The sequence below is a fragment of the Perlucidibaca piscinae DSM 21586 genome (assembly GCF_000420045.1).
GTDB lineage: Bacteria > Pseudomonadota > Gammaproteobacteria > Pseudomonadales > Moraxellaceae > Perlucidibaca > Perlucidibaca piscinae.
Window position 1 is genome coordinate 525,678 of sequence record NZ_ATUE01000005.1, and the last position, 14,259, is coordinate 539,936.

Annotated in this window: 16 protein-coding genes and 1 pseudogene; 8 read left to right on the plus strand and 9 right to left on the minus strand. The window is 67.4% G+C overall.

Annotation, left to right across the window (positions count from 1 at the left end; genetic code table 11):
• Positions 1-12 precede the first annotated feature (12 nt).
• Both F595_RS12380 and F595_RS0102590 read left to right on the plus strand, forming a co-directional pair.
• The gene (locus F595_RS12380) at positions 13-1,041 is read left to right on the plus strand and encodes an alpha/beta hydrolase (RefSeq protein WP_022955311.1); all 1,029 of its coding nucleotides are present in this window, start codon (positions 13-15) and stop codon (positions 1,039-1,041) included.
• A 22-nt stretch (positions 1,042-1,063) separates the two neighbouring features.
• Entirely contained in the window at positions 1,064-2,125 is a 1,062-nt protein-coding gene (locus tag F595_RS0102590; RefSeq protein ID WP_022955312.1) for a hypothetical protein, read from the plus strand.
• A 7-nt stretch (positions 2,126-2,132) separates the two neighbouring features.
• Here the strand turns inward: F595_RS0102590 and F595_RS0102595 are convergent, their stop codons facing one another.
• A complete protein-coding gene (locus tag F595_RS0102595; RefSeq protein WP_407635944.1) occupies positions 2,133-2,927 on the minus strand; it encodes a thiazole synthase in 795 nt (264 codons plus the stop codon).
• Between the two features lie 135 nt (positions 2,928-3,062).
• Between F595_RS0102595 and F595_RS0102600 the strand changes: the two genes are divergently transcribed.
• On the plus strand, positions 3,063-3,386 hold the full coding sequence (locus F595_RS0102600) for an Hpt domain-containing protein (protein ID WP_156873772.1): 324 nt from the start codon (positions 3,063-3,065) through the stop codon (positions 3,384-3,386).
• A 69-nt stretch (positions 3,387-3,455) separates the two neighbouring features.
• Positions 3,456-4,064: an AAA family ATPase gene (locus F595_RS0102605; protein ID WP_022955315.1), complete on the plus strand. Its 609-nt coding sequence runs from the start codon at positions 3,456-3,458 to the stop codon at positions 4,062-4,064.
• Between the two features lies 1 nt (position 4,065).
• Here F595_RS0102605 and F595_RS0102610 read toward each other — a convergent pair whose 3' ends face one another.
• The 7 genes and pseudogenes from F595_RS0102610 to ftsY form a co-directional block, all read right to left on the minus strand.
• On the minus strand, positions 4,066-4,581 hold the full coding sequence (locus F595_RS0102610) for a DUF456 domain-containing protein (RefSeq protein ID WP_022955316.1): 516 nt from the start codon (positions 4,579-4,581) through the stop codon (positions 4,066-4,068).
• Between the two features lie 2 nt (positions 4,582-4,583).
• Positions 4,584-4,784 carry a sulfur carrier protein ThiS gene (thiS, locus tag F595_RS0102615; RefSeq protein ID WP_022955317.1) on the minus strand — a complete coding sequence of 67 codons (201 nt, stop codon included), beginning with the start codon at positions 4,782-4,784 and terminating at the stop codon, positions 4,584-4,586.
• Positions 4,785-4,786: 2 nt separating this feature from the next.
• Positions 4,787-5,167 (minus strand): DUF423 domain-containing protein, encoded by a 381-nt coding sequence (locus tag F595_RS0102620; RefSeq protein WP_022955318.1) that lies wholly within the window; start codon positions 5,165-5,167, stop codon positions 4,787-4,789.
• Positions 5,164-6,027, minus strand: coding sequence for an RNA polymerase sigma factor RpoH (gene rpoH, locus F595_RS0102625; protein ID WP_022955319.1), 864 nt, complete (start codon positions 6,025-6,027; stop codon positions 5,164-5,166). Before rpoH ends, F595_RS0102620 begins: the two co-directional genes overlap by 4 nt.
• 172 nt (positions 6,028-6,199) lie before the next feature.
• The gene (gene ftsX, locus F595_RS0102630) at positions 6,200-7,168 is read right to left on the minus strand and encodes a permease-like cell division protein FtsX (RefSeq protein ID WP_022955320.1); all 969 of its coding nucleotides are present in this window, start codon (positions 7,166-7,168) and stop codon (positions 6,200-6,202) included.
• On the minus strand, positions 7,165-7,836 hold the full coding sequence (gene ftsE / locus F595_RS0102635) for a cell division ATP-binding protein FtsE (protein WP_022955321.1): 672 nt from the start codon (positions 7,834-7,836) through the stop codon (positions 7,165-7,167). Before ftsE ends, ftsX begins: the two co-directional genes overlap by 4 nt.
• A 32-nt stretch (positions 7,837-7,868) precedes the next feature.
• A pseudogene (ftsY, locus tag F595_RS12385) lies at positions 7,869-8,858 on the minus strand (signal recognition particle-docking protein FtsY); the annotation flags it as partial.
• A 119-nt stretch (positions 8,859-8,977) separates the two neighbouring features.
• Between ftsY and F595_RS0102645 the strand changes: the two are divergent.
• From F595_RS0102645 to F595_RS12400, 4 genes are read left to right on the plus strand one after another with little or no spacing between them, the layout of a single operon-like run.
• A complete protein-coding gene (locus F595_RS0102645; protein ID WP_022955323.1) occupies positions 8,978-10,405 on the plus strand; it encodes a M16 family metallopeptidase in 1,428 nt (475 codons plus the stop codon).
• On the plus strand, positions 10,402-11,883 hold the full coding sequence (locus tag F595_RS12390; RefSeq protein WP_022955324.1) for a M16 family metallopeptidase: 1,482 nt from the start codon (positions 10,402-10,404) through the stop codon (positions 11,881-11,883). The genes F595_RS0102645 and F595_RS12390 overlap by 4 nt, the downstream gene beginning before the upstream one ends.
• A complete protein-coding gene (gene rsmD, locus F595_RS12395) occupies positions 11,880-12,476 on the plus strand; it encodes a 16S rRNA (guanine(966)-N(2))-methyltransferase RsmD (RefSeq protein WP_022955325.1) in 597 nt (198 codons plus the stop codon). Before F595_RS12390 ends, rsmD begins: the two co-directional genes overlap by 4 nt.
• On the plus strand, positions 12,466-13,542 hold the full coding sequence (locus F595_RS12400; RefSeq protein ID WP_169446921.1) for a hydrolase: 1,077 nt from the start codon (positions 12,466-12,468) through the stop codon (positions 13,540-13,542). Before rsmD ends, F595_RS12400 begins: the two co-directional genes overlap by 11 nt.
• On the opposite strand, the gene F595_RS0102665 is transcribed toward F595_RS12400, so the two are convergent.
• Complete coding sequence (locus F595_RS0102665) at positions 13,518-14,165, minus strand: TetR/AcrR family transcriptional regulator (RefSeq protein WP_022955327.1); 648 nt, start codon at positions 14,163-14,165, stop codon at positions 13,518-13,520. The genes F595_RS12400 and F595_RS0102665 overlap by 25 nt on opposite strands.
• Positions 14,166-14,259: the final 94 nt, after the last annotated feature.

Consider the following 14,259-nt stretch of genomic DNA (forward strand, 5'->3'; position numbering starts at 1 on the left):
CGGGAGGGCGGGATGAGCGGATGGGCGGGGAGGCTGGCCGCGGCTGTGCTGGCACTGACGACGGCCTTGGCCTTGGCGGCGATGTTCAGCCCCTGGCCGGGTTCGCTGGCGGTGCGGGTACTGTTTGACTGGGGCACGTCGCGCAGCCTGCCGCAGCAGCTGGCACTGGCCCCGCCCGGTGTCATTGTCCATGCCGGCATCGTGCATGCCCCGGAAGACCCGGACGGCGTGCTGGATCTCTACCTGCCACCGGCGGACGGCCGTCACCCGGGCCCGCGTCCGGTGGTGGTCTGGGTTCATGGCGGCGGCTTCGTGTCTGGTGACAGCAGCCAGATCGCGCCCTATGCGCGCTGGCTGGCGGATGCTGGTTACGCGGTGGTGGCGGTGAATTACACGAAGGCGCCGGAGGCGCGCCATCCGACGCCAGCACGCCAGGTCAACCAGGCCCTGCGCTGGCTGGACGCGGCGGCGACCCGCTATCCCGTCGATCCCGGACGTGTGGTGCTGGCTGGCGACTCGGCGGGTGCCAGCATTGCCGCCCAGGTTGCCAACGCGATCACGTCGCCGGACTACGCCCGTGCCCTTGGCCTGACACCCGCGCTGGCGCCCGAGCGGCTGAAAGCCGTCATCCTTCACTGCGGCCCGTATGACCTGGCCGCCTTCCGTCTCGATGGCGTGGTGGGCGCGTTCCTGCGTTCCGTGCTGCACGGCTACAGCGGCCGGCGCGAGGGCTGGCAGGAGGATCCCGCTTTCCGGCCGTTTTCGGTGGTGAACTTCCTGACGCCGGCATTCCCGCCAGCCTTCGTCTCCGTCGGCAACGCCGATCCGCTGGAGCCGCAGTCGCGCGAGCTCGCGTCAACGCTGCAGGCGTTGGGCGTGCCGGTGCAGACGCGGTTCCATGCGCCTGACGCCCCCGCGCTGGCGCATGAATACCAGTTCGAGATGCAGCGGCCGGAGGCGCGGCGCGCGTTCACGGAAACGCTGGCCTTTCTCGACCGATACAGTGCGGCGCCCACCCCGGCGCCACTGACCGCGGACTGACCACGAACAGACAGGAGCCGGCATGGGCACCTTCAACCAGATCGCCTTCGTGCGTGACGAGATCGCGAAAATTCCCGGCATCTCCAGCACGCCGGCAGGCGGGGTGGGCAGCTTTCTCGGACGCGTCGGACAGGCTGGCATGCTGGCGTTGCGCGAGAAGGAGATCCTCGTTTTCGCCCTGCTGCAGTGGCTGGTGATCGCGCTGGCCTATCTGCTCTGGGTGCAGATGCTGGACTGGATCCCCGAGGAGGTCTGGCGCAGTGCCGCCGAGTCCGACAAAGGCTCGGTGGCCGATCTGGTGCTGCTGGCCTGGTCATTCTTCTGTGTCGGCGTTGCGGCGTATCCGCTGGGCATCCTGTCCGGGTGCATGGGCGCCGCCCACTTCCTGCACCGGCAGGGGCGCGAGTCGACCGTGGCCGACTGCATGCAGCTGGTGCTGCCGCAGAGCTGGCCGCTGTGGGCATTCCACTGGATAGACGGCTGGATCACCGTGAACCAGATCCTCAAGCGCCTGCCGCGCAAGAATGACCGCCGCAGCGCGGCGCAAAAGGCGGCCAGCGAAGCGCTTTACTACGCCTGGAAGCTCGGCATTTCCGGCATCTTGCCCAGCATTGTCAGCGGCAACGGGCTGCTGACCTCGGGGCGTCAGTCCGTGGTGTTCGTGAAAGACAACCTGGGCGAGGTGGCCCGTCTGCGCGCGGGGTATTCCGCGCTGTGCTGGATCGTCGGCATCGCCGCCTATGCCGGTGCCATCCTGATGTTCATGCGCCTGGACCTGGTGCCGCGTGGCGAGGCGGTCTACCAGCACGTCTACACCATCTACTTCTGGGCGGCCGTGCCGCTGCTGCTGGCGACCGGTGTCGTGCTGATGCTGCTGCGTCCGGTCTATGTGCTGGCGCTATGCGACCTGTACTCGGACCATCTGCAGCGCCGCGGTGAAACCGTGACCCTGCCGGAACCGGTGCCGGCGGGCGTGGGGGCCTTCTTCGTGTTCAGCGCCCTGTGCTTCCTGCTGGCGGTGGTCTTCCTGTTCCGCCACGAGCTGGGCGTGATGGATCTGCTGGCCGTGCCTTACGGGCGCTAGCGCACGATCAGCGGAAGGCCACGCCGTCCAGCGGGCTGGAGGCGCTGGCGTAGAGCTTGCGCGGCATGCGCCCGGCGAGGAAGGCCTCGCGGCCGGCCTCGACCGCCTTCTTCATCGCCGAGGCCATCAGCACCGGATTGCCGGCAGCGGCGATGGCGGTGTTCATGAGCACGCCGGCAACCCCCAGCTCCATGGCGACGGCAGCATCCGAGGCGGTGCCGACGCCGGCGTCGACCAGCACCGGCACCGTGGCCTCTTCGAGGATGATGCGCAGGTTGTACGGATTCACGATGCCCAGTCCGGAGCCGATCAGCGAGCCCAGCGGCATCACCGCGACGCAGCCCATCTGTGCGAACAGGCGGGCGGCGATGGGGTCGTCGCTGCAGTAGACCATGACCTCGAAGCCTTCCTTTACCAGCGTCTCGGCGGCCTTCAGCGTCTCCGGCATGTTCGGGTACAGGGTCTTCTGGTCGCCCAGCACTTCCAGCTTGACCAGCCTGTGGTCGTCCAGCAGCTCGCGCGCGAGACGGCAGGTGCGCACGGCCTCCTCGGCGGTGTAGCAGCCGGCGGTGTTGGGCAGGATGGTGTAGCGCTCCGGCGAAATCACATCGAGCAGATTGGGCTCGCCCGGGTTCTGGCCGATGTTGGTGCGGCGCACGGCCACGGTGACGATCTCGGCACCGCTGGCGGCGATGGCGTCACGGGTCTCGTCCATGTCCTTGTACTTGCCGGTGCCGACCAGCAGGCGCGAGCTGAAGGTGCGTCCGGCGAGGGTGAAGGTGTCGTGGGTGTTCGCTGCCATGGTCATGAATCCGCTCCGGGGCTGGTCTGCCGCACGCATTCTAAAGGCGTGGCGTCAGTGCAGTCAGCAGTGTCATGGCAGCCCGGGCGGATAATTCGGCTAGAATCGGGCTCCGTGTTTGGCGAGGTGGTCAGGATGCTGGACGATGCCGTGGATGATGCCGCCTGGCAGGCGATGCTGGCGGATTTCCGTGCCCATTTCTGGGCCAGTCGCGTGCCGCTGTTCCTGCAGACCTGGGAAACCAGCCGCACCCGGGAGGCCGCCGTCTGGGGCGAGGAGCTCAAGCGCAGCCTGCATGGCATTGCCGGTGTCGCCGGCATGGTCGGTCATGACGACATCGGGCGCCGTGCGCGCGACATCGAGCGGCTCTGGGAGCGGCGCGGCGAAAGCGATGTCGGCGTGCGCAACCTGCTGGTCGATCTGGCCAGCGATCTGCAGCGCCTCGATCCGGGTCTCTGAGCCGTGCCCGCCACGCGCGATGGCCGCCCGCCCGCAGATCCATGGTCACGTCCGCTGTGCCTGATCGGCATGTCCAACATCGGCAAGTCCGGCTGGGCTGCCCGCTTGCGCGACGCCTGCGCGGCCGAGGTCATCGATTGTGATCAGCTGCTTGCCTCGCGGCTGTTTCCGCAGCAGGACGAGGCCCCCGACCTGCGCCGGCTCGCGACCTGGCTGGGTCAGCCGGGAGATGCCTGCTATCCGCATAACAGCGCCCGCTTGCTGGCTGCGGAGCGCGAGGTGATGCGCCAGGTGCTGGCGCGGCTGCAGGCCAGGGATGCCGGCACGCCCTGCGTGATCGACACCGGTGGCAGCGTCATCCATGCCGGTGCCGATGTCTTGCAGGCGTTGCGCCGGCAGACCTGCGTCATCCATCTGCAAGCCACGCCGGCACAGCGCGAGCAGCTGTACGCGCGCTATCTGGCCGAACCCAAGCCGCTGATCTGGGGTGATGCCTGGCAGCCACGGCCTGGCGAGTCCGTGTCCGATGCCAGAAGGCGTTGCTATCCGCTGTTGCTGGAAGCCCGTGAGCAGGCCTATGCCGACCTGGCGGAGCTGACCTTGCCCGCCGATCTGCTGGAGCGGCCGGAGAGCCTGGGCGTGCTGCTGGACAGGGTGGGTGCCGGCCCCGGCACCTGATTCAGCCGGCCAGCCAGGCCACGGCGAACACTCCCAACATCATTGCGCCCAGGGCGATCTTGGCCACCGTGCCAAGCAGCATGCCCAGCGTGGCGCCCCAGCCGGAAAAGCCGGCCTGACTGGCGCCGCGACCGCTGAGCAGCTCGCCCGCGACGGCGCCGGCAAAGGGGCCGAGCAGCAGTCCGAGCGGACCGAAGAAGATGCCGACCACGGCGCCGATCAGCGACCCGGTGATGGCTGCGCGCGAGGCGCCATAGCGTTTTGCGCCCAGCGCGCCTGCGATCACGTCCAGCACCATCGCCAGCAGCGCCAGTCCGGGCAGGATCAGCAAGGTGACCCAGCCAACCCGGCCGAAGTCATCCGCCCAGGCGGCGAGCATCAGGCCGCCCAGCACCAGCAGCGGGCCGGGCAGAGCCGGCACCACCATGCCGACAAAACCGAGGATGACCAGCAGCAGGGCGCCGAGCCAGCACAGCAGGGGGATCCACAGGTCGGGAGACAGCAGCTCCGCGCCCATGCTCAGCCGCCGCCGATGGCGTGGACGATCTCGAGCTGGTCACCGTCAGCCAGAAGGCAGCTGGCATGCTGGCTGCGCGGCACGATCTCGCCGTTGCGCTCGATGGCGATGCGGCGCCCGCCCAGACCCTGAAGGCTGATCAGGTCGGCCAGGGTGCTGCTGTCGGGCAGGGTCAGGGTGTCGCCGTTGACGCGGATGTTCATGCTCAGTTCCGTGCCAGTGTCCAGGCCAGCCAAAGCCAGCCGGCAATCAGTGCCAGTCCGCCCAGCGGGGTGATGGCGCCGAACCAGCGCGGTGCGCCCAGCGCCATGGCATAGAGCGAGCCGGAGAAAATGAGAATCCCGATCTGCAGCCAGAGGGCACTGCTGCCCAGTCCGGCAGGCACGGGGCTGGCACTGAGCGGCCAGCTGCGCACCAGTACGCCGATGGCGAGCAGACCCAGGGCGTGAATGAAGTGATACTCAACAGCGGTATGCCACCAGGCCAGCTGTTCGGCAGCCAGCCGTACCTTCAGCGCGTGTGCGCCGAAGGCGCCGGTGATCACTGCCAGCGTCAGGTTGAGCGCGGCCAGGCTGGCCCAGTTCATGCGGTCAGCAACGCGCTGCGGATCTTGTCCATGGCGTTCTTCTCGAGCTGGCGGATGCGCTCGGCAGAGACGCCGTACTCGGCGGCCAGCTCATGCAGCGTGGCCTTTTCCTCGGCCAGCCAGCGCCGCGACAGGATGGCCTGGCTGCGGGCATCCAGTGCGCCCATGGCGGCCATCAGGCGCGAGGTGCTGTTCTCTTCCCAGTCGGCGGCCTCAAGCTGCTCGGCCGGGTCGTAGCGGCGATCTTCCAGATAGTGGATGGGCGCCTGGCTGCTGCGTTCGTCATCGTCGTCCGGCGAGCCGTCCAGTGCCGCATCGTAGGACAGCAGGCGACCTTCCATCTCGAGCACGTCGCGGGTGCTGACGTTGAGGTCTTCGGCGATGGCGGCGGCTTCGGCCTGGGTCAGACTGTGGCTGCCCTTCTTCAGCGAGCGCAGGTTGAAGAACAGCTTGCGCTGCGCCTTGGTGGTGGCGATCTTGACGATGCGCCAGTTCTTGATCACGTATTCGTGGATCTCGGCCTTGATCCAGTGCACGGCAAAGGAAACCAGGCGCACGCCCATGCTCGGGTCGAAACGCTTCACGGCCTTCATCAGGCCGATGTTGCCTTCCTGGATAAGGTCGGCCTGGGGCAGGCCGTAGCCGGAATAGCCTTTGGCGATGTGCACCACGAAGCGCAGGTGCGCGAGCACCAGCTGGCGGGCGGCATCGAGGTCCTCGTCGCGGTGGAAGCGTTCGGCGAGCGAGCGCTCCTCATCCGCCGTGAGCACGGCCACGCTGTTGACGGCTTGAATGTACGAGCCCAGGTTGACGCCGGGAACAGTCACTGCAAGAGGCTGCAAGGCCTGGCAGTCACTCATCGTCTTGTGCCTCCATCGACGCTAGTCGAAATGCTTGATGTCACTCTTTCATGATAGCACCGGCGCAGGGCGGTGGCCTCTGGCTGACGCCCTGCGGGAGCGGTGTTCTAGCATGTTTCCAGCCAACGCGCGATAGGGCGGCCGGTTGACTTGTCCACAGGGTGAATCCGGTTCACGGCTCCAGCTCGCGCAGATGGCGGCCGACCGCCACCCAGGCGCCCAGGAAGCCGAGCAGGCTGGCCACCAGGATCACGCCGGCACCGGCGGCGACATCGGGGTAGCTCAGGCTGAACTGGCTGCCGTAGAGACGGGCCATGGCCATGACCGGGGTGTTCAGCCAAGCCACCACGACACTGACCGAGATCAGCGTGAAGATGCCTGCGCTGAAGCCGCACCAGACGCCCATGTAGATGAAGGGCCGGCGCACGAAGCCATGGGTGCCGCCCAGCAGGGAGATCACCCGGATCTCGTCGCGGCGCGACTCGATACTGAGGCGGATGGTGTTGCCGACCACCAGCAGGGCGCCCAGCAGCAGGGCGCCACCAATGGCCCAGAGCAGGCGTTCGCCAAGATCCAGCAGGGTGCGCAGGCGCTGCACCCAGGCAATGTCGACCTCGGCCAGCTCGACTTCCGGCCACTGCGCCAGCTGGTCACGCAGATTGCTCATGGCGACGCTGTCGGTGGTGTCTTTCGGGAAGATCTCAAGAACGGCCGGCAGCGGATTGCTGTCCAGCTGCTCCAGCGCCGGGCCGTAGCCGGACTGCTGCTTGAATTCCTCCAGCGCGATCTCCGGCGTGATCAGGCGAACCTCGTCGACACCGCGCAGCTGTTCGGCCTTGGCCACCAGCGTCTGCTGAACTTCGGGCGTCACCTTCTCGTTCAGGTAGATGGACAGGCGGGCATCGCCATCCCAGTCACTGGCGGCTTCGCGGGCGTCCTTGAGCAGCAGGCCCAGGGCCAGCGGCATGCTCAGGGCGATGGTCATCACCATCACGGTCATCAGGGTCGAGAACGGTGCGCGCGCCAGGCGCACAAAGCTCTGCCCAGCTTCTCGGCGATGGTGCATCAGCCAGTGATGCAGCGTGGCGGAAAAGGTTCGGCGCTGGCGCGCGGCACCGCGAGCGGCGACAGGAGCGTTCATGCCGTCACCTCCGCATCGGAGACCAGCTGTCCGGCCTTGAGGGTGAGCAGGCGATGGCGGAAGCGGGCAATCATGGACAGATCATGGGTGGCGACGAGAATGCTGACGCCAACGCGGGACAGGTCTTCGAAAATGTTCATGACTTCCACCGCGAGTTGCGGGTCGAGGTTGCCGGTGGGTTCATCGGCCAGAATGACCGACGGCTTGCCGACCACGGCGCGAGCGATGCCGACGCGCTGCTGTTCGCCGCCGGAGAGTTCGTGCGGGATGGCCTTGGCACGGTGCTTGAGGCCGACCAGATCCAGCGCGGCATGGACCCGGTTGGGGATGTCGCGCGGCGGCATGCCGGCAATCACCAGCGGCAGCGCGACGTTGTCGAACACGCTGCGGTCGTCGAGCAGGTTGTGGTCCTGGTAGACCATGCCGATGTCACGGCGGGCGAGGGCGATCTGGCGCCCCTTGAGCTGGCCGTGGTCACGGTCGTTGACGATGACGCGGCCGCTGCTCGGGCGCTCGATCAGCATGATGAGCTTGAGCAGGGTGGACTTGCCGGCACCCGAGTGGCCGGTGAGGAAGGCCATCTCGCCGGTGGGCAGTTCAAAGTTCACGTCACGCAAGGCCTCGAATTGCGAGCCATAACGCTTGCTGACGGATTCAAAACGAATCATGCAGTTCTCCCTTGGGGCCCGGACGCGCGCGCTCAGCGCGTTTCGTCGAACAGGGCTTCCACGAATTCCGATGCGACGAAGGGTCGCAGATCATCCACGCCTTCACCCACGCCGATGTAGCGTATCGGCAGATGGGTGCGGGTCGCGATATTGAACAGCACGCCACCCTTGGCGGTGCCATCCAGCTTGGTCACCACCAGGCCGGTGAGCTTCACCGCCTGGTCGAAGTCACGCACCTGGTTGAGCGCATTCTGGCCGGTGCCGCCATCAACCACCAGCATGACTTCGTGCGGCGCGTGCGGATCGATCTTCTGCAGCACGCGCACCACCTTGCTGAGCTCGTCCATGAGGTGATTCTTGTTGTGCAGACGGCCGGCCGTGTCGGCGATGAGCACGTCGATGCCACGCGCCCTGGCGCTCTGGAAGGCATCGAAGAGCACCGAGGCGGAGTCGGCACCGGTGCCTTGCGCCACCACCGGCACGTTGTTGCGTTCGCCCCAGACCTGCAGCTGCTCGACGGCGGCGGCGCGGAAGGTGTCGCCGGCCGCCAGCATCACCGATTTGCCTTCACGCTGCAGACGTCGTGCCAGTTTACCGATGGTGGTGGTCTTGCCGACGCCGTTGACGCCCACCACCAGGATCACGAAGGGGCGGTGCATGCTGTTGATGATCAGCGGCTCCTGGCGTGGTGCCAGAAGCTCCGACAGCTCCTTCTGCAACGACTCGTAGAGGGCGTGCGAGTGCAGCAGCTCCTGGCGCGAAACGCGCTCGGTGAGGGCGTCGACGACGCGCCGGGTGGCATCCACGCCGACATCGGCGACCAGCAGCTGGGTCTCGATGTCCTCGAGCAGCTCGTCATCGATTTCCTTGGCGCCGATGAGCAGGGTGGCCATGCCGGCACTGAAGGATTTGCGGGTCTTGCTGAGACCGGTTTTCATGCGGCTGAGAAAGCCGCCCGTGCCACTGTCGCTGGTGGTGTCTTCTGCCATCGTCATTCCGGGTTCTGCTCGCGGCTGGCGGGGCCCATGGCGGCCCCTGCGGGATGCGCTATGCTACCACCCTTGTCAACGCGCCGGCAGAACAGCAGTTAGCTTGCTCAGTCAGGATTGCGAAGGGGATGGGCATGGGGCGACAGGGCAGGATGATGGCTGGCAGGCGGGGTGCGTGTGCCGGGCTGCGGCATGGCCTGCTGCTGCTGGCAGTCGTGCTGTCGACAGGCAGCGTGTTCGCTGCCGGGGCGCCGGCGCCGGCGGATCGTTCAGCGGCTGCGCCCGCTCCAGCGGTTGCCCCGGTCGAGTTCACCCTGGCCAACGGCCTGCGTGTCATCGTGCTGGTTGACGATCGCGCCCCGGTGCTTGCCACCCAGGTCTGGTACGGCGTCGGCTCCAGCGACGAGCCGGTCGGCAAGACCGGTCTGTCCCATGTCCTCGAGCACCTGATGTTCAAGGGCACGGCACGCGTTCCCGTCGGCGAGTTTTCCCGTCTGGTGGCGCATTTCGGCGGTGATGACAACGCCTTCACCAGTGATGACCAGACCGTCTATTACCAGGATCACCTCGCTGACCGGCTCGCGCTTGCGCTGGCGCTGGAGGCGGATCGCATGCAGGGGCTGCGCTTCGACGAGCGCCAGTTCCTCAGCGAGCTGCAGGTGGTCATGGAAGAGCGTCGCCTGCGCACCGACGACAATCCGCAGGCGCTGGCCTACGAGCGTTTCAAGGCCATGGCCTATCCCAGCAGCCCCTCGCGCACCCCGATCATCGGCTGGATGCGTGATCTCGAGCGTCTGACCCTGGCCGATGCCCGTGACTGGTACCAGCGCTGGTATGCCCCCAACAATGCCGTGCTGGTGGTGGCAGGCGCGGTCACGGTCGATGCCGTGCGCGCCGAGGCTGAAAAGGCGTTCGGCCAGCTGCGTGCGCGCGTGCTGCCGTCACGGGTGCCGGTCGAGGAGCTGCCCGAACCGGGCGAGCGCCAGCTGCGGCTGAGCCTGCCGGGCAAGGTGCCGACGCTGTATCTGGGCTTCAACTGGCCGTCGCTGAGCAGTCGCGTCGGCGCGGCGGATGTGCCGGCATTGCGGGTGCTGGCGGGCGTACTTGACGAAGGCCTGAGCTCCCGCCTGGAGCAGCGCGTGGTGCGCACGGGCAAGGCGGCGGCCATCCGGTCCGGCTATGACGTGCTGGCGCGTGGCGACACCCTGTTCACCTTGACGGCGGTGCCGGGCGAGGGCCAGGCGCTGGAGGCGGTGCGCGATGCCTTGCTGGGCGAGATCTCCCTGCTGCAGAACGAGCTGGTCAGCCCCGAGGAAATCCGCCGTGTTCTGGCCAACGTCATGGCAAGCGACATTTTTGCGCGTGACCGGGTCGCCGATCAGGCGCGGCTGTATGGCCAACTGGCCTCGCATGGCCTGCGCCTGGACACGCCGGTGACCTATCCGGCCCGCTTGCGCGAGGTCACGCCGGAGCAGGTACGCGATGTCGCGCGTCGCTATGCCGTGCCGGCGCGCATGACGTCCGTGCTGCTGACACCGCAGGCATCCGTTGCATCCGCGCCGGAAGGAGAGCAGCCATGATGCGTCACTGGCGGGTGCTGCTGTCGGCACTCATGATCAGCCTGCCCTGGCCGGCGCCGGCCAGCGTGGCAGATGCTCCGGTCAGCTCCGGGCCGCTGCTGTCGCTGACCCGTGTGGAGGCGGCAAAGCCCCTGCTGCAGCGGCGCTTGCAGCCGGCGTCGGTGCATGTGCCGTTGCGCCAGTGGGTGACCGAGGACGGTTTGCGGGTGGCCTGGCTGCACACGCCACAGCTGCCCATGCTTGATGCGCGCCTGATCTACGATGCCGGCGCGGCACGCGACGGCAGTCAGCCGGGACTGGCCACGGCGCTGACATCGCTGCTGGATGAAGGTACCGAGGTGCGTGATGCGCAGGCGGTGGCCGAAGGTTTCGAGCAGCTCGGTGCCGTATTCTCGGCCAGCTCCTTCCGGGACATGGCCATGCTGCAGCTGCGCGTGCTCAGCGAGCCGGGCGTGCGAGACGCGGCGATGGCGCTGCTGGCCGAGGTGGCGTCCCGGCCGGCATTGACCGAGCAGGACTGGCTGCGTCAGCAGGAGTCCATGCGCATCGGCCAGCGCCAGCGTCAGCAGTCGCCGGCCGGGCGGGCAGGTCTGCTGTTCTTCCAGAAGCTCTACGGGGACCACCCCTACGCCAACCCGCCGGGCGGGCTGGCCGCCGCCATCGAGCGCATGCGCATCGAGGACATTCGCGCGTTCCATCGCCGCTATTTCAGTCGCCAGAACGCGGTTCTGGTGCTGGTCGGCGATCTGCCGCTGGCCGACGCCGAGGTGCTGGCACGGCAGGTGTCCGTGCAGCTGCCGGCAGGTCAGCCTGCGCCCGCGCTGCCACCGGTGCCGGCATTGACCAAGGCGATCCGGCATCACGAGAACTTTGCCTCGCAGCAGGTGCACGTGATTCTCGGCGAGGTCGGCATCAGCCGCCAGGATCCCGACTACTACGCCCTCACGGTGGCCAACGAGCTGCTCGGCGGCAGCGGCTTCGGCACCTTGCTGATGCGCGAGCTGCGTGAAAAGCGCGGACTCACCTACGGGGTATCCAGCCAGTTTGCCCTGATGCGCGAGGCGGGACCGTTCCAGATCGCCTTCTCGACGCGCGCCGATCAGGCCGAGGCCGCGCTTGAGCTGACCCAGTCCCTGCTCCGGCGCTTCGTGCAGGAGGGGCCTGCTGCTGCCGAGGTGGCGCGGGCCAAGCAGAACCTGATGCAGTCCTTCCCGCGGTATCTGGCCAGCAACGACCAGCTGGCCTCCTATCTCGGCCTGATGGCCTTCTACGGACTGCCTGGCGACTATCTGGACCAGTACCTGAGCCGCCTGGCTGCCGTCACCCCGGAGCAGGTGCGTGATGCCGTGTCGCGGCGCCTGCACCCCGACCGCATGCTGGTGGTGACGGTCGGTCCGGCACCGGCGACCGCCGAGAGCCGTCCGGTGCGCGCGCCGGCTGCCGAAGCCGCCGCAGCGCGCGAGGCGGTGGCGCCATGAGTCGTGGCGGTACCCGCGAGCTGCGCATCATTGGCGGCCGCTGGCGCAGCCGGCGTCTGCGCTTCCAGGATGTGCAGGGCTTGCGACCGACCCCGGACCGGGTGCGCGAGACGCTGTACAATTGGCTGCAGTTCGAGGTGCCCGGCCGGCATGTCCTGGATCTCTTCGCCGGCAGTGGCGCGCTGGGTTTCGAGGCGCTGTCGCGCGGGGCGGCCAGCCTGACCCTGCTCGAGCGTGATGCCCGGCAGGCGGCCAGTCTGCGTCAGGCGGCCAGCGATCTGCAGGCGGACGGCTGCTCGGTGATCTGCGAGGACAGCCTGCGCTGGCTGGCGCGCGCACCGGCTCCGGCCGTGCCCTATGGCATTGTTCTGCTGGATCCGCCCTTTCATCAGAATCTGCCCAACCAGGCCATCGCCTTGCTGCATGATCGCGGCTGGCTGGTGCCTGACCAGTGGCTGTACGTGGAAACCGAGCAGGCACCGGACACGCTGGTGCTGCCGCCGGGCTGGCGTCTGCATCGCCAGACCCGTGCCGGTCTGGTGCACGCGCTGTTGTTTCACGGAGAGGTAGAGGATGCGCAGGATGTTGAGTGAGCCCCGGTTTACCCCCGGCATGACCCGCGGGGTGTTCCAGCCGGCGTGGTGGTTGAGCAACGGCCATCTGCAGACGCTGTATCCGGCGTTGCTGCGTCGTCTGCGCTCGCTGCCCAGGGTGCGCGAGCGTCTGGCGCTGCATGACGGCGACTGGCTGTGCCTGGACTGGCGCCTGCCCAAGCGCTGGGCCGAGTCCGGCAAGCCGCTGGTGATCATCGTGCACGGCCTCACCGGCAGCAGCCGCTCGCCCTACGTGGTCGGTCTGCAGCACGCGCTCGACCGTCTCGGCTGGGCCAGCGTGGCGATGAACTGCCGCGCCGCCACGGGCCAGCCCAATGACACGCCGCGCGCCTACCATGCCGGTGCCCATGATGACCTGGCGGACGTGCTGTACACAGTCTGCGAGCGCTACCCGGGTGTTCCGGTGGCCGTGGTCGGCTATTCGCTGGGTGGTGCCATCACCCTCAATTGCCTGGTGCGCGAGGCCATACCGGCGCAGCTGTTTGCCGCCGCCACGGTGTCGGTGCCGCTGTCACTGGGCGATTGCGCCGACCGGCTGGACCAGGGCCTGTCGCGCCTGTACCGCAAGCACCTGCTGGGCGAGCTCTACAAGACCTGGCAGGCCAAGGCCAAGCGGCTGGCGACGCTCGGCGACGTGGAAACGGCGGCGTTCATCCGCCAGTGTCTGGCACCGGGGCCATTCACCTCGTTCCGTCACTATGACGAGATCCTGATGGCGCGCCTGCACGGCTTCGACAGCGCCCAGGACTACTACGACCGCTGCAGCCCGCGTCAGTCACTGTCGCGCATCGAGGTGCCGACGCTGGTGCTGCAGGCTGCCGATGATCCCTTCCTGAGCGAGGACAGCACGCCCAAGCGGCGCGAGCTGTCGCCTCATGTCTACTTCGAGCTGTCCCAGCGCGGCGGTCATGTCGGCTTTGTCTCGGCCGGGCCGTCCTGGCGCGAGCCCATCTATTACCTGGAGTCGCGCATCCCGGACTTTCTCCAGGTCATGCTCAAGCGCTTTGACCAGACCCAGGCTCAGCCCCGCAAGCCGTTGCTGTAACTGGCCTTGAGGTCGCCCAGCCCGCGTGCGGCCTCGCCACGCAGGTAGGGCGCCTCCAGGCAGATGACCTGGTAGATGCCCCGGCGCATGAGGTCCTCGGTCAGGGTGCCGTCGGAGCCGAAAAAGCCCGTGCTGGCGAGGAAGTTGCTCCAGCTGGTGGCAACGATCCAGATGTTGATGATGAGGGCATCCACGTCCTCGTCACTGGCCTCGAACAATCCCGACTCGCTGAGGCGCTGATAGACGCGGCGCAGACCCTGCTGCACGCCGTGCGCGAACAGCCGGTAGCTGTCGCGCAGGGAGTCGTTCTCGGACAGCAGATGGGTCATGTCGCGGTGCAGGAACCGGTACTGCCAGAGCAGGGACAGCACGGCCTCGAACAGGGCGATCTTGTCGGGCTGGCTGATCGGCCGGTCGTCGGGCAGGGTGAGCTGCTCCTGCATCAGACGGACGTACTGACCGAACAGCTCGAAGATGATCGCCTCCTTGTTGGCGAAGTGGTAATACAGATTGCCGGGGCTCATGTTGAGGGCGGCGGCAATGTGGTTGGTCGTGACCAGGCGCTCGCCCTGTTCGTTGAACAGGGACAGGCTCTTGAGCAGGATGCGGTCGCGTGTCTTCACTGGGTGTCCGTTTGCCATTGGTCATGCATGGATTGACGGCCTAGAGTAAATGCTCTAAAAAGGGCGCACAAGGTATCCGGCCACTTTTCAGCCG